Raw genomic sequence first — 20,902 nt, forward strand, 5'->3', positions numbered from 1 at the left:
TCTAGTCGGACTCCCGTAGCGCACCCCTCATGGATAGCAAGAAAGCCGCTAGGCTCAAGCTGATGCACCAGGCGCTGCAGGATCAGCACGCCATTCACCTGCGCGAGATGGCCCAGCTGCTGGGTGTCTCGGAAATGACCCTGAGACGCGACCTGCGGCTCCCGCCGGACGGCCTGCGGCTGCTCGGCGGTCATGTCACCCGCGATGTCGGCGGCAGCGAGGCCCCGGGCTACCAGGTGGTGGAACAGGACCTGCGCCAGGTCGAGGAAAAGCGCCGCATCGGTCGGCTGGCCGCGGCGCAGATCCGCGCCGGCGACACCGTCTTCCTCGATTGCGGGACCACCACGCCCTTCGTGGTGGACTTCATTCCCGATGACCTGGAATTCACCGCCGTCTGCCACTCGCTCAACGTGCTGCTCAAGCTGCAGCAGAAGGTCAACTGCACCCTGGTGGTGTGCGGCGGCACCTTCCAGCGCAAGAACCAGATCTTCGAGAGTCGCCTGGAGACCGGGGTGCTCGATGGCGTGCGCCTCACCCATGCCTTCGTTTCGGCGGCCGGGGTGAGCGAGGACTTCGGCGTCACCTGCTTCAACTTCAACGAGGTCGAGGTCAAGCAGAAGGTCCTGCGCCAGGCCCAGCAGCGGCTGCTGCTGGTCGACCATACCAAGTTCGACGTGGTGCGCGCCGCGCATTTCGCGGCGCTCGACGACTTCGACGGGGTGGTCAGCGACGGGCGCATTCCGCGCAGCTATCGCGAGCGGATCGAGGCGAACGGCGCGCAACTGCTTACCTGATCCGCGCCGGGTCGGCCAGGCGCGCCAGCAGCGCGTCGCGCTCGGCAGCGGCGAGATAGCCGGTGCGCACGCTGAAGACGCGCCGTTCACCCGGGTGCAGCTGTTGCACCTGCCCCTTGGCGGACTCGGCCAGATAGCCCTCCGGCTCGCAGGTCGCCGGCAGCACGAAGGCCGCCACCTGCTGATCGGGGTTGTGCAGCACCCAGCGCGTGGCATGGGGCAAGGCCGCCGGGCGATAGGCCGTGTAGAAGGCGGCGCCGCCCGGATGCTCCAGCAGGAAGTGCGCCTCCCCCGCCGCGTCGGTGCCCGGCGCATCGATGAAGCTGACGATCTCCGGCTGGTAGCGCGCGGGCGCCTCCAGCACCCGTAGCCGTTCCGAATCTTCGGCCAGCTCGGCGATGAAGGCCTGCCAGTCGGGGGTAGGCCGCACATGGGCCGGCACGCTGGTGCGCACCCGGGTACGGGCCACGCCGAGGGGCTCATGGAAGCGACCGCCAGGTACATAGGCGTAATTCATATGCGCCATGTACATGAGGTCCATGGGCTGGCCAGCCTGGTTTTCCACCTCGAGGCCCAGCTCGAACACGGCGCTGTCCGGTCTCAGGGTCACGCTCGGCTGGGCGCGATAGCGATCGCCGAAGCCCATGGCGTAGTCATGGCGACCGCCCAGGCGCAGGAAGTCACCCTCCGCGTCCCGGCCCAGCTCCAGCCAGGCCTCGTCCAGCGGCGCGCAGGGCAGTTCGCCGTGCAGCTCGTGGCTGTCCTCCGGTGCCGGGCAGCCGTTGCGCAGCACCCCGGCGTGGAACATGAAGCAGCCATAGGTCTCGATGATCCGCCGGGTCGGCCGCGGCTGGTCGAACAGCCCGGGCATGGTCAGACGACAACCGTCGAAGGTGGCGTCCCAGACCATCTGCCCCTGGTAGGGCAGCACGATCAGCCGGCCGCGGCGATTCTCCAGCGCCAGGGCGAGCACCCCGGAAGGATAGGTCCAGGCGCGCACCTGGAAGGCGTCGCTGGCGAGCAGGGTGCGCTCGCACGCGGTGAATTGCTCAGGTTGCAAGGGCAGGCGTACGGACATGGCAGCGCCCTCCTCAGGCGGTCTGGGCGGCGCCCACCGGCAGCCGCTCGCTGGCCGGATGACGCAGGCAGTAGAGGGCGTAGGCGACGATCACCGTGAAGCACAGCAGCGGCACCGAATAGGCCAGCTGCATGTTGCCGCCGGTGTAGTCGGACAGCAGGCCCTGGAAGATCGGGATCACCCCGCCGCCGACGATGCTCATCACCAGCAGCGAACCGCCGAATTCGGTGTCGCGACCGATGCCGTCGACGGTCAGGCCATAGATGGTCGGCCAGCAGGGGCCGAGGAAGATGCTTACGCCCACGGCGGCGTACACCGCGGTGATGTTGGGCACCAGGATGGTGTAGGCCAGCAGCGCGATGCACAGCACCCCGTAGACGCCCAGCACCTTGGCCGGATGCCAGCGACGCATCAGCAGGTTGGCGATCAGCTTGCCGACGAAATAGGCGGCGAAGGTGGTGAGCAGGAACCAGGAGGCGCTGCGCTCGTTCATGCCGCCGAGTTGCATGGCCAGGCGGATGGTGAAGCTCCAGACGCCGACCTGGGCGCCGACATAGAGGAACTGCGCCAGCACGCCAAAGACGAAGCGCGGATTGCGCCGCAGCCGCCCGAGGCTGGCGGCGATACCGTCGTTTTCGCTGCGCACGGCATCGTTGCCCTTGCAGGACGGATAGCGGGTACAGGCGATCAGCACGAAGATCAGCACCAGCACGCCGATCATCCACTGGTAGGGCGTCAGGGTGGCCTGGATCATCTGCAGCTGCTGGGCGGCGGCCTCGGCGGGATTCATCTGCAGCAGCTGCGCCTGGCTGGCGTCGCCGTCCTTGAACATCACGAAGCTGCCCACGTAGACGCCGGTCATGGCACCGAAGGGGTGGAAGGTCTGGGAGATGTTCAGCCGCCGGGTACCGGTCTCGCGCGGCCCGAGCAGGGTCGAATAGGTGTTGCAGGCGGTCTCCAGGAAGGACAGTCCGGCGGCGATCACGAACAGCGCCAGCAGGAACATGCCGTACTTGGCCATGGACGCGGCCGGAAAGAACAGCAGGCAGCCGACCATGTAGAGGAACAGGCCGAAGAGGATGGTCGTCTTGTAGCTGAAGCGCCGCACCATCAGCGCGGCCGGCAGGGCCAGGAAGAAATAGCCGAGATAGAAGGCCGACTGGACGAAGGCGGTCTGGAAGTCACTGAGCAGGAAGGCCTTCTTGAAGTGGGCGATGAGCACGTCGTTCATGCTCGCCGCGGCGGCCCAGAGCGCGAAGATGCAGCACAGCAGGATGAAGGCGAACCACGGCGTGCGGTTCAGGTAGTAGCCGTCGGCGCTGGGCCGCAGGGGTGACTGGCTCATTGTTGTTCTCCGTAGGGATGCCAGGGTGGGGGGATTGCCGCGTGTGGGTCAGAGATCCAGGGACGCGAGGTAGTCGGCGAAGACCGCGGCCTCGGGATAGGAGGTCTGGGTGCCGCGCCCGGTGACCGACAGCGCCGAATAGGCCACCGCCCGCTGCATGGCGTCCCGCAGGCCGAGGCCCTGGACGCGGCCATGGGCGAAGCAGCCGATGAAGGCATCGCCGGCGCCGGTGGTGTCGATGGCTGCCACCGCCTGGCCGGGCAGGCTGAACTCGCCCTCCGCGCCCACGTACAGCGCGCCCTGGGCACCGAGGGTGACCACCACGTGGCGGATGCCGCGACCGGCCAGCACCCGCGCGGCGGCAAAGGCGCTCTCGCGATCCTGCACGGGCAGACCGCTGACCAGGGCCAGCTCGGTCTCGTTGGGGACGAAGTAATCCAGCCGGGCGAGGTGCGCGGCGCTCAGGTCGGCCACCGCCGGCGCCGGATTGAGCAGCACCGGGATACCCAGCCGCTGGCCGCAGTCGATGGCGGCATAGACGGTCTCCAGGGCGATCTCCAGCTGCAGCACGATCAGCGCGCAGCCGCGCAGGTCGGCTTCCGCCGTCTGGATGTCGGCCGGCGCGAGGGCGGCGTTGGCGCCCTTCACGATGAGGATGCTGTTGTGCGAATCGGGCTGGACGAAGATCGGCGCCACGCCGCTGGAGCGACCCGGCGCGCGGGTCACGTGGCGGGTGTCGATACCGAAGCGGCGGAAGTTGGCCAGGGTGTTGTCGGCGAAGAGGTCGTCGCCGACCTTGGTCACCATCAGCACCTCGCTGCCCAGCTTGGCCGCGGCGACCGCCTGGTTGGCGCCCTTGCCGCCACAGCCGAGGGCGAAGTCCGGCGCCTCCAGCGTCTCGCCCTGTACGGGCAGTCGCTCGATGTAGGTGATGAGATCGACCATGTTGCTGCCGATGACCGCGATTTTGCCCATGCCGAGCGCGCCTCCGTTTTTCTTGATGTTATTAAATTAACGGTTTTTGTTAATTTTCCATCATAGATACTGCAACTCGGGGCGCAGCTCAAGCGCCGGTGATCGCCCACGGACGACACCTTGCCGCCAAGGCTCAAGGCTGGGAGCTGCGACACGAAAATGCGCGGGACAGGAGAGTCGGACGAGGGGGCGGTACGGCAGCGGGAAGCGGCGCACCGGGGACCCGGTGCGCGCGGAGGAGATCAGTGAAACACTTCGGCGATGAAGGCCGCGCCGATGAAGGTGCCGAAGCTGGCGATCAGCGAAACCACCACGATGCGCCAGCCGAGGCGACGGAAGGCCGGGATGTCCTTGGCGATGGACAGGCCGGCGAAGGCCAGCATGGGGGTGATCAGCGCCATGATGCCGACCGCGTTGTGGGCGGCGGTGATCTGCGGCGCCAGCGGGCACCAGGGCGAGGTCAAGAACATGGCCACCAGCGATACCCAGCACACCGCCGGCACCTTGCGGCGGAACAGCTGGCAGAGCAGCTCGCCGACGAAGGCCGCCAGGATCATCACCGCGACGCCCAGGAAAGCAGCCGGTGGCAGGGTCTTGCTCATCACCAGGGTCGCCAGCAGCGCCAGGGCGCCCGAGGCCAGCCAGGCGCTGAAGCGTGCCGACCAGCCCAGCTCGACAGGTTCGTCCACCACGGCGGCATCCACCGCACTCTGCTGGAAAGAGGCCTTGGTGGTACGGCCGATGCGCGGCTCCATCACCCGGTAGCCCCAGACCGCCAGCGGCAGGGAGATGAACAGAGTGAAATAGGTGCCCAGGGTCAGGGTGATGAGGTTGGCGGCGGCGGCCAGGGCCATGACCTCCTTGGCCACCTCGGCGGTCTGCTGGGCGGCGATGGCACCGGCCGCGGCGGCCATGATGCTGCCCGAACCCAGGCCGGCGCCCATGGCCAGGGAATAGGGGTGGAAGATGTTCAGGCTGGCGATGAAGCCGGCGACGATGGCCATGAACACCGCGCCGAAGAGGGTGCCGGTCAGGTACTCGGCGAGCACGCCGCGGCCTTCCGGGGAGTCCATGCCATAGCGTTCGCTGATGATCGCCAGGCTCGGTTCACGCCCCACCGAGAAGGTGGCGCCGATGGCTTCGCGCTTGATGCCCAGCAGCAGGGCCACCGGCAGGCCGAGCAGGATGGTGCCGACGAAATGCCCCAGCTCCTGGAAGGCCAGTGCCCAGCCGGCGGCGATCACCGTGGGCAGCGAGCCGCCCACCACCAGGCCGAGCTTGGCGATGAACACCAGCAACGCGTATTGCAGGATGGCCGCCGAGCGCACCTGGGCGCCGCGGTCGATACCCAGCCCCAGCGGCATGCGCCTGCCGACCTGCCCCACCGCCGCACCCAGCAAGAGCGCCCAGATCATCGGCAGCAGCACCACCTTGCCTGGCCCCAGCGGTATGGTGAGGGAGCCGATCAGCTCGGCGATCAGCAGCACCAGCGCTGCCCAGATGTAGAGTCTGACGGTATTGCTGACAGCGCGGTCCTGGCCCACGGCCAGCGTCGGATTGGCGCTCATTCTTCCCCCTGCGGCCCACTCGCGGGCTCGGTTGTAGGTATGGTTGGCAGTCGCGAGCGGCGAAGCCCGCTGGGCAGAAAAGGGCTCCGCGAGGGAGCGCGACCCGATCGTTCTGGAGGCCTGGTCGAGGTCGCACGGCTGGCGTACCGGAAGGTGGAAACCCGGGGCGGACAGGGTCTCGCGTGGGACTTCTCGCCGTTCCGGAGCTCTGCGTCGCGGGCCTTGGCCAGGCCGGGGCGGCCGTGGTCTTGGCCCGAGTATGGACAGCGGCCTGTTCTCTCTCCAATACTGGAAATGGCCTTTTCCGTTGCCTTTAAGAGAACACACGGATGCGTGGAATTCACGAACAACGCTTGCATTATTTCGTCGAGGCGGTGCGCCTGGGCAGCGTGCGCGCCGCGGCTGACGCCCTGGATATCGCCCCTTCCGCGGTCAGCCGGCAGATCGCCCAGGTCGAGGCGGAGCTGGGCGTCGACCTCATCGAAAGACACCGCCGCGGCATCACCCCGACCGAGGCCGGGCGCCTGGTGCTGGACTATTTCCGCCAGCGCCAGACCCAGCTCGACGGCCTGAGAGACGCCATTTCCGATCTCCAGGGACTGCGCACCGGCCGCGTGGTGCTGGCGATCGGCGAGGGCTTCATCGGCGACCTGTCGCGCAGCCTGGGCGACTTTTCCGCACGGCATCCGGAGATCGAGGTCAGGGTCAATGTGGTGGGCACCAACGAGGTGATTCGCCAGGTGATGGAAGACGAGGCGCAACTGGGGCTGGTGTTCAATCCGCCGCGCGATCCGCACCTGCGCGTACATGGCAGTCGCGAGCAGCCGCTCTATGCGCTGGTAGCACCGGAGCATCCGCTCGCCGGGGCTCAGGCGCCCGTGACCCTGGCGGAGCTCGGCCAGCATCGCCTGGCCGTGCCGGACATCTCCTACGGCATCCGCCAGATGCTCGACGCCGTGGAGCAGGCCGCCGGCCAGCGCCTGGCGCCGACCCTGACCTGCAACACCTTCGCCCTGCTCAAGCACTATGCCCAGCAGGGCGGCGTGACCCTGCTGCCGCTGTTCGCCGCCACCCAGGAACTGGACAGCGACGCCTTGCGCGCCCTGCCCCTGGCCGATCCGGGTTTCGCCCGCGCCCACGTCGAGCTGGTCACCCGCCTGGGGCGCAAGCTCAGCCGCGCCGCGGACGAGTTGCGCACGGCCATGGTGCAGCAGATGACCGCCTTTCGCTGAGCGTCGGCGGCACTCGCTGCCAGGGGCTTAGGCGGGCAGTTCCTGGCGCACCAGCTCGGCCCACAACCGTACGGCCGGCTCGATGATGGCGTCGTTGAAGTCATAGGCCGGGTTGTGCAGCGGTGCCGAGGGCTGGGCGCCGTCGACGCCCAGCCAGAGATAGGCCCCCGGGCGCGCCGCCAGCATGAAGGCGAAGTCCTCGGAGGCCATGGACGGCGGTACGCCATCGCTGACCCGCTCGGCGCCAAAGGCGGTCACCGCCGCCTGACGTACCCGCGCCGCCTGCTCGGGATGGTTCTGGGTCACCGGATAGCCCCGGGTGAACTCCAGCTCGCCGCGCACCCCCTGGGCCAGCGGCGCCTGGGCGACGATCTCGCCGATCAGCCGCTCCACCTCGGCGCGCACCGCGCCATCCAGGCAACGCACCGTGCCCCTGAGCCGCGCCACCTCGGGGATGACGTTGATGGCCTCCCCCGCCTCCAGCATGGTCACGCTGACCACCGCGGCGGCCAGCGGCGAGATCCGCCGGGCGACGATGGTCTGCAACTGCAGGATCAGGTCCGCCGCGGCGACGATGGGATCGCGCCCGCGCTCGGGCATGGCCGCATGGCAGCCCTTGCCGGTCAGGGTGATGGCGAAGGTGTCCAGCGAGGCCATCATGGCGCCCGGATTGACCACCAACTGGCCGGCCGGCAATCCCGGCCAGTTGTGCAGGCCGTAGAGGGCGTCCATGGGGAAGCGTTCGAACAGGCCGTCCTCGATCATCTTCTGGGCGCCGCCAAGATTCTCTTCGGCGGGCTGGAAGACGAAATAGAGAGTGCCGCGGAAATCGCGGTTTTCGCTCAGGTGGCGGGCGGTGGCCAGCAGGATGGCGGTGTGGCCGTCATGGCCGCAGGCGTGCATGCGCCCGGCGGCGGTGGAACGGTGGGGAACGTCCCCCACCTCCTGCATCGGCAGGGCGTCCATGTCGGCGCGCAGCCCCAGGCTGGGACCCTCGCCGTGACGCAGCACCCCGACCACGCCGGTCCCACCGAGGCCACGATGGACCTCCAGGCCGAAGCCTTCCAGCAATTCGGCCACCCGCGCCGCGGTGCGGTGCTCGGCGAAACCCAGTTCCGGATGGGCGTGGAAATCGCGACGCCAGCTGCGGGCGTCGTCCAACAAGGCTTGATGGATGGTCATCTGTTACTCCAGGCTGGCGCCGTAGCCGAAACCGACGGCAGGGACGGCGGCGGTTTCCACCCAGACGCTCTTCACCTCGCTGTATTCGCGCAGGGCGTCGAGGCCGGAGGAGCGACCGTAGCCGCTCTCGCCATAGCCACCGAAGGGCGAGCTGACGTGGATGGTCTTGTAGCCGTTGACCCAGAAGGTGCCGGCGCGCACGCCGCGAGCCACCCGGTGGGCGCGACCGACGTCGCGGGTCCAGACCGCCCCGGCCAGGCCGAAGCGGCTGTCGTTGGCGATGCGGATGGCATCGGCCTCGTCCTTGAACGGGATAGCCACCACCACCGGCCCGAAGATCTCTTCCTGGGCGCAACTCAGGCCGTTGTGGCCGGCCAGCACCGTGGGATTGACGTAGTAGCCGGTCCCGGCGGGCAGCGGCTCGACGCCATTGGCGACATGCCGCGCGCCTTCACCCAGGGCGCCTTCCACCATGTTGCGTACATGGGCGAATTGCTTGGCGTTGTGGATCGGACCGATCTGGGTCTCGGGATCACTCGGATCGCCCACCCTGAACTGGCTGGCGGCGCGGGCCACCGCCTGGATGAAGCGCTCGTAGATGGATTCCTGCACCAGCAGCCGCGAACCCGAGACGCAACTCTGGCCGGCGCCGGAAAAGATCGCCGCCTGGGCGCCGCGCACGGCGAGGTCCAGGTCGGCGTCTGCGAAGACGATGTTGGCCGACTTGCCACCCAGCTCCAGCACCACCGGGATGCAGCGCTGCGCCGCGGCGGCGGCGATGTGCCGGCCGGTGGCCGGCGAGCCGACAAAGACCACCTTGCGGATGTCGGCGTGGGCGATCGCCTGCTGGCCGACGGTATGGCCCTGGCCGGCGAGCACGTTGACCAGGCCCTTGGGCGCACCGGCGCGTTCCACCAGCACGCCGAGCAGCAACGAGGTCACCGGAGTCAGCTCGGAAGGCTTGAGGATCACCGCGTTGCCGGCGGTGATGGCCGGGGCGATCTGCCAGCCGCCGGTAAAGATCGGCGCATTCCAGGGGGTGATCTGCAGCACCGTGCCCAGGGGTTCGTAGGTCACGTAGTTGAGGTGGCTAGTGGGCACCGGGATGACTTCGCCATGCAGCTTGTCGGCCCAGCCGGCGTAGTACTCGAACATCTCGGCGACCTTGAGCACCTCGACGCGGGCATCGCGGATCGGCTTGTTGGCGGTCAGGGATTCCAGCTGCGCCAGGGCCTCGGCCTCCTCGCGGATCAGGGCGCCGACGCGGTAGATGATGCGCCCACGCGCCTGGGCGGTCAGGGCGCGCCATTCCTCGCGCGCCCGGCGGGCGGCGGCATCGGCGCGCTCGACCACGGCCAGGTCGGCATCGGGGTAGCTGTAGGCCGGGCTGTCGTCATGGGCGTTGCGCACGGTGATCCGCTCGCCGCTGCCCTCGACGAAGGCGCCGTCCACGTAGCTTGCGACCTGCTGGCGGTCGCCCCAGAAGGGCTTGAGCAATTCCAGTGTCTTGGCATTCATCATGATCATTCCCCCTTGCCGAACAGGTCTTCGCTGGTGCGTCGCGCGATGGCGCAGAAATCCTCGCCATCGGCCAGGGTCTCGGCGCTGGCCTTCCAGGCCTGGGCCGTGGCCGCGGCCAGCGGCAGGTCGAGGCCGAGTTCGGCGATGAGCGCCTGGGCCAGGCCCACGTCCTTGCGCATCAGGCCCATGGTGAAGCCGGAGTCATAGGCCTTGTTCAGCACCCAGGTAGGGAACATGCCCTGGCTGGCAGCGCTGCGCCCGGAACCGGCGTTGATGCCTTCGAGCAATTTTTCCGGGGCGACGCCGGCACGGGCGGCCAGGGTCACCGCCTCGGCGGTGGTGATCAGGTGCGCCGCGGCGAGCAGGTTGTTGGCGATCTTGGTGATGTTGCCGGCGCCCACGGCGCCGATGTGCACCCGGGTCGCACTCATGGCTTCCAGCGCCGGCAGCGCCTTGGCCAGGGCCGACTCGCTGCCGCCGATGACCATGGTCATGGTGCCGGCCGCGGCACCGGCGGGACCGCCGGAGACCGGGGCATCGAGGAAATCGGCGCCGACCTCGGCGAAGGCCGCCGCCACCCGGCGACTGGTCTCGGGGGTGGAGGTGGTGGTGTCGACCACCACGGTGCCCGGCCGCACGCGGCTGACCAGGCCCGACTCGCCCAGGCACACGGCCTCGACGTGCTCGGCCTTGGGCAGCGACAGCACGATGACGTCGCTGCTGGCGGCCAGGGCCGCCAGGTCGCCGGCGATGGCCACGCCCTGGGCGGCGACCCGCTCGCAGGCGGCGCTGGAGGGGTCCAGCCCGGTGACGGCAACGCCCTTGCGCGCCAGGGTGATCGCCATGTTGCCGCCCATGTTGCCGAGTCCGATGACCCCGACCTGCCTGCCCATGCCTTGTTCCTCTGCTTCGAATTGGCGGTGACCGACCCGGTGGCCGGCCCCTTGCGATCGAGTATGGGAGGCCCCAGGCATCACCACCAATACGGCATTCGGACTTTCGTGTTGCGCAAAAGGCAACGTCAGACGAGGGCACCAGCATCGTGCAAAGGCGCGATTCGAGGGCACTGCTCGGCCCCAGGCTGGTGCAGGGCAACCGGTCGCGATGCCGCGGCTGGCGGCAAGGCGCCAGTCCCCATGCGCCTTGCCGACGCCTGGCACAGTTCCTGAAAAGGCGCCCTGACTGGCCAGCAGTCCAGCCCAACAACAGCGCACGTCCGCCTAGGAGCCTTTCGCATGAAGCGCCGCCCACTACTGAAGACCACCCTTGCCGCGTCCGCCCTGCTCATGAGCGGCCTGTTTCCCTGGAGTGCCGCCCACGCCGCGGACACCATCAAGGTCGGCATCCTGCATTCGCTGTCCGGCACCATGGCCATCTCCGAGACCTCGCTCAAGGACATGGCGCTGATGACCATCGACGAGATCAACGCCAAGGGCGGGGTGCTGGGCAAGAAGCTGGAACCCGTGGTGGTGGACCCGGCCTCCAACTGGCCGCTGTTCGCCGAGAAGGCGCGCCAGCTGGTGACCCAGGACAAGGTCGCGGTCACCTTCGGCTGCTGGACCTCGGTCTCGCGCAAATCGGTCCTGCCGGTCTATGAAGAACTCAACGGTCTGCTGTTCTACCCGGTGCAGTACGAAGGCGAAGAGATGTCGCCCAACGTCTTCTACACCGGCGCGGCGCCGAACCAGCAGGCCATCCCGGCGGTGGAATACCTGATGAGTGAAGAAGGTGGCGGCGCCAAGCGCTTCTACCTGCTGGGCACCGACTACGTCTATCCACGCACCACCAACAAGATTCTCAGATCCTTCCTGCACAGCAAGGGCGTGCAGGACAAGGACATCGAAGAGGTCTACACCCCCTTCGGCCACAGCGATTACCAGACCATCGTCGCCAACATCAAGAAGTTCTCCGCCGGCGGCAAGACCGCGGTGGTCTCCACCATCAACGGCGACTCCAACGTGCCCTTCTACAAGGAACTGGGCAACCAGGGCCTGAAGGCCACCGACGTGCCGGTGGTGGCCTTCTCGGTGGGCGAGGAAGAACTGCGCGGCATCGACACCAAGCCGCTGGTGGGCCAGCTGGCCGCCTGGAACTACTTCGAGTCGCTGGATAACCCGGTGAACAAGAAGTTCGTCGAGGCCTGGAAGGCCTACGCCAAGGCCAAGAACCTGCCCAACTACCAGACCGCCGTGACCAACGACCCCATGGAAGCCACCTACATCGGCATCCACATGTGGGCTCAGGCGGTGGAAAAGGCCGGCAGCACCGACGTCGACAAGGTCCGCAAGGCCATGGCCGGCCAGACCTTCGCCGCGCCGGACGGCTATACCGTGAAGATGGACGAGAAGAACCATCACCTGCACAAGCCGGTGATGATCGGCGAGGTCCAGGACGACGGTCAGTTCAACGTCGTCTGGCAGACCGAGGGCCCGGTCCGCGCCCAGCCCTGGAGTCCCTACATCCCCGGCAACGACAAGAAGTCCGACGAACCGGTGAAGAGCGGCAAGTAACGGCTAGCCCTCATGCTAGGCCCCTCTTCCAAGGGGAGAGGGGCGCGCAGCTGAAAGGTGGCACCCCACTCTTACCCCCTCTCCCCTCGGGAGAGGGTTGGGGTGAGGGCAAAAGGCACGCCGAAGCCAACGGCTCTTCCCCCTATCCCTTTGGAAAAGGGCCGGGGGTGAGGACCAAAGCGCTTCCTGCCAAGACAGCAAACACCCGCGACACCACCGCTCCGCTCCTCCCCCTCTCCCCCCGGGAAAGGGCCGGGGTCAGGGCCCGCCAGCGCACCCGGCCACACGGCCCGGTGCCCGGCACCAGAAACGAGGCCACGTCCGCCCTCCCCCGGGAGACGTCGCGCAGGAGCCTTTACCCATCGACGAGGCCGAGCATGTCCCTACGCCTTTTTCTTCTGCCCCTGCTGTTGCTGCTCGTGGGCACCGCCCAGGCCGGTCCCGCCGCCGAGCTGGCCGCCGCCAGCGCCAACGACCAGGCCAAACTGCTGCAGGACTGGGCCGCCGCGCCTGATCCCGCCCAACTCCCGGTGCTCCAGGCGCTGCAGGACGGTCGCTTCTATGTCGACGAAGACAAGCGCCCCTTCTACAAGACCGGCGATAGCTACAGCGCTGCCGAAGGTAATGCCACGGCGCCTACCGGCACGCCCAAGCAGATCCGCCTGAACAACCGCCTGCGCATCCTCATCGGCGCTGCCCAGGCCAGCGGCGGGCTGCTGTCCACGGATGCCGGCGTGCGCCTGGCCGCCGCCCAGGCCCTGCGCCAGGAGGCCAAGCCCGAGCAGCGTGCCTTCCTGGAAAAACGCCTGCAGAGCGAAGCCGACAAGGAAGTGCAAGGCGCCCTCGCCGCCGCCCTGGCCAACCTGCAGCTGACCGATCCCGATCCCGCCGTGCGCCTGGCCGCGGTGCGGCTGCTCGGCGAATCCGGCGAGCCCCAGGCCAAGACCCGCCTGCAGGCCCTGCTCGATCCCGCGGTGGAAGCCAACGAAGACGTCCGCAAGGCCGCCGCTACCGGCCTGGCCCAGGTGGACCGCAAGCTGCTGCTGGGCGATCTGCTCGGCCAGGCCTTCACCGGCCTGTCGCTGGGCTCCATCCTGCTGCTCGCCGCCCTGGGCCTGGCCATCACCTATGGCCTGCTCGGCGTCATCAACATGGCCCATGGCGAGATGCTGATGCTCGGTGCCTACAGCACCTATATGGTGCAGCTGACCCTGCAGCGCCTGGCCCCCGAGTGGCTGGCCTGGTATCCGCTGCTGGCACTGCCGATCGCCTTCGCGGTGACCGCCGCCATCGGCATGGCGCTGGAGCGCACCGTGATCCGCCATCTTTATGGCCGACCGCTGGAAACCCTGCTGGCCACCTGGGGCATCAGTCTGATGCTGATCCAGGCGGTGCGGGTGCTGTTCGGCGCCCAGAACGTCGAGGTGGCCAACCCGGCCTGGCTGTCCGGCGGCATCCAGGTGCTGCCCAACCTGCTCCTGCCGTGGAACCGGGTGATCATCCTCGGCTTCGTGGTCTTCGTGCTGGTCCTGACCTGGGCCCTGCTGAACAAGACCCGGCTGGGCCTCAACGTGCGCGCCGTGACCCAGAATCGCAACATGGCCGCCTGCTGCGGCGTCCCCACCGGGCGCATCGACATGCTCGCCTTCGGCCTCGGCTCCGGCATCGCCGGCCTCGGTGGCGTGGCCCTGTCGCAGATCGGCAACGTCGGCCCGGACCTCGGCCAGAGCTACATCATCGACTCCTTCCTGGTGGTGGTGCTCGGTGGCGTCGGCCAATTGGCCGGCAGCGTGCTGGCGGCCTTCGGCCTGGGCATCGTCAACAAGATCCTCGAACCCCAGATCGGCGCCGTGCTGGGCAAGATCCTGATCCTCGGCCTGATCATCCTGTTCATCCAGAAGCGGCCCCAGGGCCTGTTCGCCCTCAAGGGGAGGGTCATCGATTGAACCAGCCACTCGCGCTTACCGCTGTGCAGAAGGCCGGCCCGCGCCTGAGCCTGGCCGTGCTCGGCCTGGCCCTTGCCGTGCTGATCGCCCTGCCGCTGCTGTCCCTGCTGCCGGCCGACAATGCCTTCCAGGTCTCGGCCTACACCCTGACCCTGGTGGGCAAGATCCTCTGCTACGCCATCGTCGCCCTGGCCCTGGACCTGGTCTGGGGCTATGCCGGGATGCTCTCCCTCGGCCACGGGCTGTTCTTCGCCCTCGGCGGCTACGCCATGGGCATGTACCTGATGCGCCAGGCCGCCGGTGACGGTCTGCCGCCGTTCATGAGCTTTCTCTCCTGGACCCGCTATCCCTGGTTCTGGGCCGGCACCGACCATTTCCTCTGGGCCCTGTGCCTGGCGGTGCTGGCCCCCGGTCTGCTGGCGCTGGCATTCGGCTTCTTCGCCTTCCGCTCGAAGATCAAGGGCGTCTACTTCTCGATCATGACCCAGGCGCTGACCTTTGCCGGCATGCTGCTGTTCTTTCGCAACGAGACCGGCTTCGGCGGCAACAACGGCTTCACCGGTTTCACCACCCTGCTGGGCTTTCCGGTGGCCGCCCAGGGCACCCGCGCGGTGCTCTTCCTGCTCACCGTGGTCCTGCTGGTGGCCAGTCTCTGGCTGGGCTGGCGCCTGGCGCAGAGCAAGTTCGGCCGCATCCTCACGGCGATCCGCGACGCCGAGAACCGGGTGACCTTCTGCGGCTACGATCCGCGCGGCTTCAAGCTGTTCGTCTGGGTGCTCTCGGCGGTGCTCTGCGGCCTGGCCGGCGCCCTCTATGTGCCCCAGGTGGGCATCATCAACCCCAGCGAGATGGCCCCGACCAACTCCATCGAGGCGGCCATCTGGGTCGCCCTCGGCGGACGCGGCAGCCTGATCGGCCCGGTGCTCGGCGCCGGCATCGTCAACGGCGCCAAGAGCTGGTTCACCGTGGCCTTTCCCGAATACTGGCTGTTCTTTCTCGGCGCCCTGTTCATCGTCGTCACCCTCTATCTGCCGCGTGGCGTGATCGGCCTCATCAAGAAGGAGCGCGACGCATGAAAGCCGCCCCCATACCTCCCACCGCCGCGGAAGTGCTCGATCCCGGCATCGGCGCCGAGGCCAGCGGCCTCGGCCATCGCGCCGGCACGGGCCTGGACACCCGCCACGGCACCATCCTCAGCCTGGAAGGCATCGAGGTCAGCTTCGATGGCTTCAAGGCCCTGCGCGACCTCAACCTCTACATCGGCGTCGGCGAATTGCGCTGCATCATCGGCCCCAACGGCGCCGGCAAGACCACCATGATGGACGTCATCACCGGCAAGACCCGCCCCGACCGCGGCAGCGCCTGGTTCGGCGAGACCCTGGACCTCACCCGCCTGCAACCGGTGGAGATCGCCCAGGCCGGCATCGGCCGCAAATTCCAGAAGCCCACGGTGTTCGAGGCGCTGACCGTCTGGGAGAACCTGGAGCTGGCGCAGCGGACCGACAAGTCGGTCTGGGCCAGTCTGCGCGCACGGCTTTCCGGCGAGCAGCGCGACCGCCTGGAAGAGGTGCTCGGCACCATCCGCCTGCAGGAGTCGCGCGGGCGCACCGCCGGGCTGCTCTCCCACGGCCAGAAGCAATTCCTCGAGATCGGCATGCTGCTGGTGCAGGAGCCGCAACTGCTGCTGCTCGACGAACCCGTAGCCGGCATGACCGACGCCGAGACCGAATTCACCGCCGAGCTGTTCAAGTCGCTGGTGCCCCGGCACTCGCTGATGGTGGTGGAGCACGACATGGGCTTCGTCGGCAGCATCGCCGACCACGTCACCGTGCTGCACCAGGGTCACGTCCTCGCCGAAGGCTCGCTGGACCAGGTCCAGGCCAACGACCAGGTGATCGAGGTGTATCTGGGGCGCTAGCGCCCTGGTTTGAATATGAATCGCGGCCATGCGGTTCGCCGCCGCGACCGCTCCTACAGGCGCGGATATCGCCGTAGGAGCGGCCCATGGCCGCGATGCCCCAAACATCGCGCCCCACCGAGGTCCCCATGCTCCAGGTCAACGAACTCCATCAGTACTATGGCGGCAGCCACATCCTGCGTGGCCTGTCCTTCGAGGCCCCCATCGGCGAGGTCACCAGCCTGCTCGGCCGCAACGGCGTCGGCAAGACCACCCTGCTGCGCTGCCTCATGGGCCTGATCCCGGCCAAGCGCGGCAGCGTCACCTGGGAAGGCCAGGACATCACCGCCCGCAAGCCGCATCAGCGGGTGCAGTCCGGCATCGCCTACGTGCCCCAGGGCCGCGAGATCTTTCCGCGCCTCACCGTCGAGGAAAACCTGCTCATGGGCCTGTCGCGCTTTCCCGCCCGGGAAGCCCGCGAAGTGCCCGAATCCATCTACGAACTCTTCCCCGTGCTCCGGCAGATGCGCCAGCGTCGCGGTGGCGACCTCTCCGGGGGCCAGCAGCAGCAACTGGCCATCGGCCGCGCCCTGGCCAGCCGCCCGCGCCTGCTGATCCTCGACGAACCCACCGAGGGCATCCAGCCCTCGGTGATCAAGGAGATCGGCACCGTCATCGCCCACCTCGCCAAGCGCGGCGACATGGCCATCCTGCTGGTGGAGCAGTTCTACGACTTCGCCAGCGAACTGGCCGATGGCTACCTGGTGATGTCCCGTGGCGAGATCGTCCAGCGCGGTCGCGGTGCCAACATGGAGGCCGAAGGAGTGCGGGGACTGGTGGCGATCTAGCAGGCCAAGGTCGATAATCGAACGCTTCCGCAGCCTGCCCTGCCACCCGCCCGACCGACTCGATTGACGGAATTAACCGGCTGGTACATTTTCTCTCCAGTGCCGGGCAGCGCCTGCCCGGCAAGACAACAAGAGAGAAGGCTGTCATGTCCTCCCGCCGCATCCTGGTCCTCAACGGACCCAACCTCAATCTGCTCGGCACCCGCGAGCCCGCCACCTACGGCCACGAGACCCTGGCCGACGTCGCCCGGCTGTGTACCGAGACCGCCGCCGCCGAGGGTTACGAGGTGGACTTCCGCCAGACCAACCACGAAGGCGAACTGCTCGACTGGATTCACGCGGCCCGCGGCGCCTATGCCGGGGTGGTGATCAATCCCGCCGCCTGGACCCACACCTCGGTGGCCTTGCGCGACGCCCTGGTGGCCAGCGAGCTGCCGGTCTACGAGGTGCACCTGTCCAATGTGCATCGTCGCGAAGCCTTCCGTCATCATTCCTATGTCTCGGGCATCGCCGTCGGCGTCATCTGCGGCCTCGGCAGCCAGGGATATCGCGCCGCCATCGCCGCCCTCATCGCCCACCAGGGAAACTGACTCCATGACCACACCCAAATCCGTCCTCGCCGGCCTCATCGGCACCGGCATCCAGGCCTCGCTGACGCCCGCCATGCACGAACGCGAAGGCGACGCCCAGGGCCTCAGATACCTCTATCGGCTGATCGACCTGGATGCCCTCGGCCTCGGCGCCGATGCCCTGCCCGAGCTGCTGCAGGCCGCCCAGCGCACCGGCTTCACCGGTCTCAACATCACCTTTCCCTGCAAGCAGGCGATCATCCCGCTGCTTGACGATCTCTCGCCCGAGGCGCGCGGCATCGGCGCGGTGAATACCGTGGTGCTGGCCGACGGCCGTACCATGGGTCACAACACCGATTGCCTGGGCTTCGCCGAAGGCTTTCGCCGCGGCCTGCCGGACGTGGCCAAGCGCCTGGTGGTGCAACTGGGCGCCGGCGGCGCCGGCAGCGCCGTGGCCCACGCCCTGCTCGCCGAGGGCGTCGACCAGCTGTTCATCTTCGACGTCGAGGCCGAGCGCGCCCAGGCGCTGGTGGACAACCTGACCCGCCACTTCGGTCCCGGGCGCGCGGCGGTCGGCACTGATCGCGCTGCCGCCGTGGCCGCCGCCGATGGCCTGGTCAACACCTCGCCGGTGGGCATGGCCAAGCTGCCCGGCATGCCTCTGCCGGCCGAACTGCTGCACCCCGGCCTCTGGGTCGCCGAGATCATCTACTTCCCGCTGGAAACCGAACTGCTGCGCCAGGCCCGCGCCCTCGGCTGCCGCACCCTGGACGGCGGCACCATGGCCGTGTTCCAGGCGGTCAAGGCCTTCGAACTCTTCAGCGGCCGCCGCGCCGACGCCGACCGCATGCAGGCCCACTTCGCCGAATTGCGCGGGTAGTCCTCGGCGCTGGGCTTCGCTGCGCGCAACCCAACCTACAGAAGGTACTCGTAGGTTGGGCTGAGACAGCTTCACCGTCGAAGCCCAACACCCCCCGCCTGACCTATCGCCCATAAAAAAGGGGAGGCCGAGGCCTCCCCTTTTCTCCTGCCCTCGCCTCAGCGCGGCATGTTCGGCTGGCGCCGCGATTTCTTGCGCGGACCGCCCTTGGCGTAGCCGGCGGCCTGGCCTTCCTGGCCCTTGTCCCAGGCCTTGCTGCCATCGCTGGCACGGGGCGGCAAGCCGGTGTGCTGGGTAAGGATGCGCCCACCGCCAGTGCCGGCCTTCTTGCTACCCACCGGGGTGGAGTTCTTGCGCCGCGCGCTCTGGTAGCCGGCGTCGCCCACCGGCTGGGTGGCCGGGATCAACTGGTGCTTGCCCGGCCCGATCAGGTCGGCGCGCCCCATCTCCTTGAGCGCCTCGCGCAGCATCGGCCAGCCCCTGGGATCGTGGTAGCGCAGGAAGGCCTTGTGCAGGCGGCGCTGCTGGTCGCTCTTGACGATGGTCACGCCGTCGCTCTTGTAGGTGACCTTGCGCAGCGGATTCTTGCCCGAATGGTACATGGCCGTGGCGGTGGCCATCGGCGAGGGATAGAAGGCCTGCACCTGATCCGCGCGGAAGCCGTTGCGCTTGAGCCACAGTGCGAGGTTCATCATGTCCTCGTCGGTGGTGCCCGGGTGCGCCGCGATGAAGTAGGGGATCAGGTACTGCTCCTTGCCCGCCTCCTTGGTGTACTTCTCGAACATCTGCTTGAAGCGGTCATAGCTGCCGATGCCGGGCTTCATCATCTTGTCCAGCGGACCGCGCTCGGTGTGCTCGGGCGCGATCTTCAGGTAGCCGCCGACATGGTGGGTGACCAGTTCCTTGACGTATTCGGGCGACTCCACGGCCAGGTCGTATCTCAGCCCCGAGGCGATCAGGATCTTCTTCACCCCCGGTAGCGCCCGCGCCTTGCGGTACAGCTCGATCAGCGAGGAGTGATCGGTATTGAGGTTCTCGCAGATACCGGGGAACACGCACGACGGCTTGCGGCAGTGGCGCTCGATCTCCGGGTCCTTGCAGGCGATGCGGTACATGTTGGCGGTCGGCCCGCCAAGGTCCGAGACCACGCCGGTGAAGCCCGGCACCTTGTCGCGCATCTCCTCGATCTCGCGAATGATCGAGTCGTGGGAGCGATTCTGGATGATCCGGCCTTCGTGCTCGGTGATGGAGCAGAAGGTGCAGCCACCAAAGCAGCCGCGCATGATGTTGACCGAGAAACGGATCATCTCGTAGGCCGGGATCTTTTCTTTGCCATAGGCCGGGTGCGGCACGCGCGCATAGGGCATGCCGAACACATAGTCCATTTCCTCGGTGGTCATGGGGATGGGCGGCGGCGTGAACCAGACGTCCACCTCGCCATGCCGCTGCACCAGCGCGCGGGCGTTGCCCGGATTGGTTTCCAGGTGCAGCACGCGGTTGGCGTGGGCATAGAGCACCGGGTCGTTGCGCACCTTCTCGAAGGACGGCAGGCGGATCACCGTCTTGTCGCGGGTCATGCGCGGGCTTTCCAGCAGCTGCACCACCTTGGCTTCGTTGGGGTCCTCGACCTCACCCTTCGCCTGCTCGATGGCGCAGGCCTCGGTGTCCTGCGTATTCACGTAGGGATTGATGATCTTGTCGACGCGGCCGGGTCGATCGATGCGGGTCGAGTCGACCTCGAACCAGCCCGCGGGCGTATCACGCCGGATGAAGGCGGTACCGCGCACATCGGTGATGGCCTCGACGCGCTCGCCACGCGACAGCCGCTGGGCGATCTCGACCACCGCCCGCTCGGCGTTGCCATAGAGCAGGATGTCGGCGGTCGCGTCCATCAGGATCGAGCGCCGGACCTTGTCCTGCCAGTAGTCGTAGTGGGCGATCCGGCGCAGCGAGGCCTCGATGCCACCGAGCACGATCGGCACGTGGCTGTAGGCTTCCTTGCAGCGCTGGCTGTAGACCAGGCTGGCGCGATCCGGACGCTTGCCGGCGACGTTGCCCGGGGTATAGGCATCGTCGGAACGGACCTTCTTGTCCGCGGTGTAGCGGTTGATCATCGAGTCCATGTTGCCCGCGGCCACACCGAAGAACAGATTCGGCTCGCCGAGCTTCATGAAGTCGTCCTTCGAATGCCAGTCCGGCTGGGCGATGATGCCCACGCGGAAGCCCTGGGCCTCCAGCAACCGGCCAATGATGGCCATGCCAAAGGACGGGTGATCGACGTAGGCGTCCCCGGTGACGATGATGATGTCGCAGCTGTCCCAGCCGAGTTGCTCCATCTCCGCCCGACTCATGGGCAGGAAGGGTGCAGGACCAAAGCACTCGGCCCAGTATTTCGGATAGTCGAACAGCGGCGTGGCGGCTTGCATGGCAGCTTCCGGGATAGGGGTGTTTTCAGGAGGGCGCGAAGAATAGCACAAAAAATGACCAGTTCAGCCCCCGGACATCGATTGCCTTTGGCTATCGACGGTGGCTCTGGACTCGCCCTCCCCCCAACCCT

General features: G+C 67.8%; 17 protein-coding genes. 9 read left to right on the forward strand and 8 right to left on the reverse strand.

Annotation, left to right across the window (positions count from 1 at the left end; translation table 11 throughout):
• Positions 1–29: 29 nt before the first annotated feature.
• Positions 30–794, forward strand: coding sequence for a DNA-binding transcriptional repressor DeoR (deoR, locus tag QE393_RS17140; RefSeq protein WP_187981021.1), 765 nt, complete (start codon positions 30–32; stop codon positions 792–794).
• Here deoR and QE393_RS17145 read toward each other — a convergent pair.
• The 4 genes from QE393_RS17145 to QE393_RS17160 form a co-directional block, all read right to left on the reverse strand.
• Positions 787–1,872 (reverse strand): aldose 1-epimerase family protein, encoded by a 1,086-nt coding sequence (locus tag QE393_RS17145; RefSeq protein ID WP_273808151.1) that lies wholly within the window; start codon positions 1,870–1,872, stop codon positions 787–789. The two genes, deoR and QE393_RS17145, sit on opposite strands and share 8 nt — an antisense overlap.
• 13 nt (positions 1,873–1,885) lie before the next feature.
• A complete protein-coding gene (fucP, locus tag QE393_RS17150; RefSeq protein ID WP_273808152.1) occupies positions 1,886–3,217 on the reverse strand; it encodes an L-fucose:H+ symporter permease in 1,332 nt (443 codons plus the stop codon).
• Between the two features lie 48 nt (positions 3,218–3,265).
• Positions 3,266–4,192: a ribokinase gene (rbsK, locus tag QE393_RS17155; protein WP_273808153.1), complete on the reverse strand. Its 927-nt coding sequence runs from the start codon at positions 4,190–4,192 to the stop codon at positions 3,266–3,268.
• 242 nt (positions 4,193–4,434) lie between these two features.
• On the reverse strand, positions 4,435–5,760 hold the full coding sequence (locus tag QE393_RS17160) for a DUF3100 domain-containing protein (protein WP_273808154.1): 1,326 nt from the start codon (positions 5,758–5,760) through the stop codon (positions 4,435–4,437).
• 329 nt (positions 5,761–6,089) lie between these two features.
• Here QE393_RS17160 and QE393_RS17165 point away from each other — a divergent pair, with 329 nt between their 5' ends.
• Positions 6,090–6,992: a LysR family transcriptional regulator gene (locus QE393_RS17165; protein WP_273808155.1), complete on the forward strand. Its 903-nt coding sequence runs from the start codon at positions 6,090–6,092 to the stop codon at positions 6,990–6,992.
• A 27-nt stretch (positions 6,993–7,019) separates the two neighbouring features.
• On the opposite strand, the gene QE393_RS17170 is transcribed toward QE393_RS17165, so the two are convergent.
• The 3 genes from QE393_RS17170 to QE393_RS17180 are packed head-to-tail and all read right to left on the reverse strand — an operon-like array spanning position 7,020 to position 10,669.
• Positions 7,020–8,174: a M20 aminoacylase family protein gene (locus tag QE393_RS17170; protein ID WP_273808157.1), complete on the reverse strand. Its 1,155-nt coding sequence runs from the start codon at positions 8,172–8,174 to the stop codon at positions 7,020–7,022.
• A 3-nt stretch (positions 8,175–8,177) separates the two neighbouring features.
• Positions 8,178–9,695 (reverse strand): aldehyde dehydrogenase family protein, encoded by a 1,518-nt coding sequence (locus tag QE393_RS17175; RefSeq protein ID WP_273808158.1) that lies wholly within the window; start codon positions 9,693–9,695, stop codon positions 8,178–8,180.
• A 2-nt stretch (positions 9,696–9,697) separates the two neighbouring features.
• Positions 9,698–10,669 (reverse strand): NAD(P)-dependent oxidoreductase, encoded by a 972-nt coding sequence (locus tag QE393_RS17180; RefSeq protein WP_310044813.1) that lies wholly within the window; start codon positions 10,667–10,669, stop codon positions 9,698–9,700.
• Between the two features lie 261 nt (positions 10,670–10,930).
• Between QE393_RS17180 and urtA the strand changes: the two genes are divergently transcribed.
• The 7 genes from urtA (at position 10,931) to QE393_RS17215 (ending at position 18,345) form a co-directional block, all read left to right on the forward strand.
• Positions 10,931–12,205, forward strand: coding sequence for an urea ABC transporter substrate-binding protein (gene urtA / locus QE393_RS17185; protein ID WP_310044814.1), 1,275 nt, complete (start codon positions 10,931–10,933; stop codon positions 12,203–12,205).
• A gap of 377 nt (positions 12,206–12,582) precedes the next feature.
• Complete coding sequence (urtB, locus tag QE393_RS17190; RefSeq protein ID WP_310044815.1) at positions 12,583–14,151, forward strand: urea ABC transporter permease subunit UrtB; 1,569 nt, start codon at positions 12,583–12,585, stop codon at positions 14,149–14,151.
• Positions 14,148–15,227: an urea ABC transporter permease subunit UrtC gene (gene urtC / locus QE393_RS17195; protein ID WP_273808163.1), complete on the forward strand. Its 1,080-nt coding sequence runs from the start codon at positions 14,148–14,150 to the stop codon at positions 15,225–15,227. Before urtB ends, urtC begins: the two co-directional genes overlap by 4 nt.
• The gene (gene urtD, locus QE393_RS17200; protein WP_273808165.1) at positions 15,224–16,069 is read left to right on the forward strand and encodes an urea ABC transporter ATP-binding protein UrtD; all 846 of its coding nucleotides are present in this window, start codon (positions 15,224–15,226) and stop codon (positions 16,067–16,069) included. Before urtC ends, urtD begins: the two co-directional genes overlap by 4 nt.
• 128 nt (positions 16,070–16,197) lie before the next feature.
• Positions 16,198–16,896, forward strand: coding sequence for an urea ABC transporter ATP-binding subunit UrtE (urtE, locus tag QE393_RS17205; RefSeq protein WP_273808247.1), 699 nt, complete (start codon positions 16,198–16,200; stop codon positions 16,894–16,896).
• A 146-nt stretch (positions 16,897–17,042) separates the two neighbouring features.
• A complete protein-coding gene (gene aroQ / locus QE393_RS17210) occupies positions 17,043–17,486 on the forward strand; it encodes a type II 3-dehydroquinate dehydratase (protein WP_183633919.1) in 444 nt (147 codons plus the stop codon).
• Positions 17,487–17,490: 4 nt separating this feature from the next.
• Positions 17,491–18,345 (forward strand): shikimate dehydrogenase, encoded by an 855-nt coding sequence (locus tag QE393_RS17215; protein WP_310044819.1) that lies wholly within the window; start codon positions 17,491–17,493, stop codon positions 18,343–18,345.
• Between the two features lie 158 nt (positions 18,346–18,503).
• On the opposite strand, the gene QE393_RS17220 is transcribed toward QE393_RS17215, so the two are convergent.
• Positions 18,504–20,771 (reverse strand): YgiQ family radical SAM protein, encoded by a 2,268-nt coding sequence (locus QE393_RS17220; protein ID WP_187981009.1) that lies wholly within the window; start codon positions 20,769–20,771, stop codon positions 18,504–18,506.
• Between the last annotated feature and the right edge of the window lie 131 nt (positions 20,772–20,902).

Source organism: Pseudomonas sp. SORGH_AS_0211 (assembly GCF_031453455.1).
Taxonomy (GTDB): Bacteria; Pseudomonadota; Gammaproteobacteria; order Pseudomonadales; family Pseudomonadaceae; genus Chryseomonas; species Chryseomonas aestiva.

Excerpts from the sequence above, each read along its gene's own strand:
- deoR (WP_187981021.1), top strand. The coding sequence starts at position 30 with ATGGATAGCAAGAAAGCCGCTAGGCTCAAGCTGATGCACCAGGCGCTG.
- QE393_RS17145 (WP_273808151.1), bottom strand. The coding sequence starts at position 1,872 with ATGTCCGTACGCCTGCCCTTGCAACCTGAGCAATTCACCGCGTGCGAG.
- fucP (WP_273808152.1), bottom strand. The coding sequence starts at position 3,217 with ATGAGCCAGTCACCCCTGCGGCCCAGCGCCGACGGCTACTACCTGAAC.
- rbsK (WP_273808153.1), bottom strand. The coding sequence starts at position 4,192 with ATGGGCAAAATCGCGGTCATCGGCAGCAACATGGTCGATCTCATCACC.
- QE393_RS17160 (WP_273808154.1), bottom strand. The coding sequence starts at position 5,760 with ATGAGCGCCAATCCGACGCTGGCCGTGGGCCAGGACCGCGCTGTCAGC.
- QE393_RS17165 (WP_273808155.1), top strand. The coding sequence starts at position 6,090 with ATGCGTGGAATTCACGAACAACGCTTGCATTATTTCGTCGAGGCGGTG.
- QE393_RS17170 (WP_273808157.1), bottom strand. The coding sequence starts at position 8,174 with ATGACCATCCATCAAGCCTTGTTGGACGACGCCCGCAGCTGGCGTCGC.
- QE393_RS17175 (WP_273808158.1), bottom strand. The coding sequence starts at position 9,695 with ATGATGAATGCCAAGACACTGGAATTGCTCAAGCCCTTCTGGGGCGAC.
- QE393_RS17180 (WP_310044813.1), bottom strand. The coding sequence starts at position 10,669 with ATGCCTGGGGCCTCCCATACTCGATCGCAAGGGGCCGGCCACCGGGTC.
- urtA (WP_310044814.1), top strand. The coding sequence starts at position 10,931 with ATGAAGCGCCGCCCACTACTGAAGACCACCCTTGCCGCGTCCGCCCTG.
- urtB (WP_310044815.1), top strand. The coding sequence starts at position 12,583 with ATGTCCCTACGCCTTTTTCTTCTGCCCCTGCTGTTGCTGCTCGTGGGC.
- urtD (WP_273808165.1), top strand. The coding sequence starts at position 15,224 with ATGAAAGCCGCCCCCATACCTCCCACCGCCGCGGAAGTGCTCGATCCC.
- urtE (WP_273808247.1), top strand. The coding sequence starts at position 16,198 with ATGCTCCAGGTCAACGAACTCCATCAGTACTATGGCGGCAGCCACATC.
- aroQ (WP_183633919.1), top strand. The coding sequence starts at position 17,043 with ATGTCCTCCCGCCGCATCCTGGTCCTCAACGGACCCAACCTCAATCTG.
- QE393_RS17215 (WP_310044819.1), top strand. The coding sequence starts at position 17,491 with ATGACCACACCCAAATCCGTCCTCGCCGGCCTCATCGGCACCGGCATC.
- QE393_RS17220 (WP_187981009.1), bottom strand. The coding sequence starts at position 20,771 with ATGCAAGCCGCCACGCCGCTGTTCGACTATCCGAAATACTGGGCCGAG.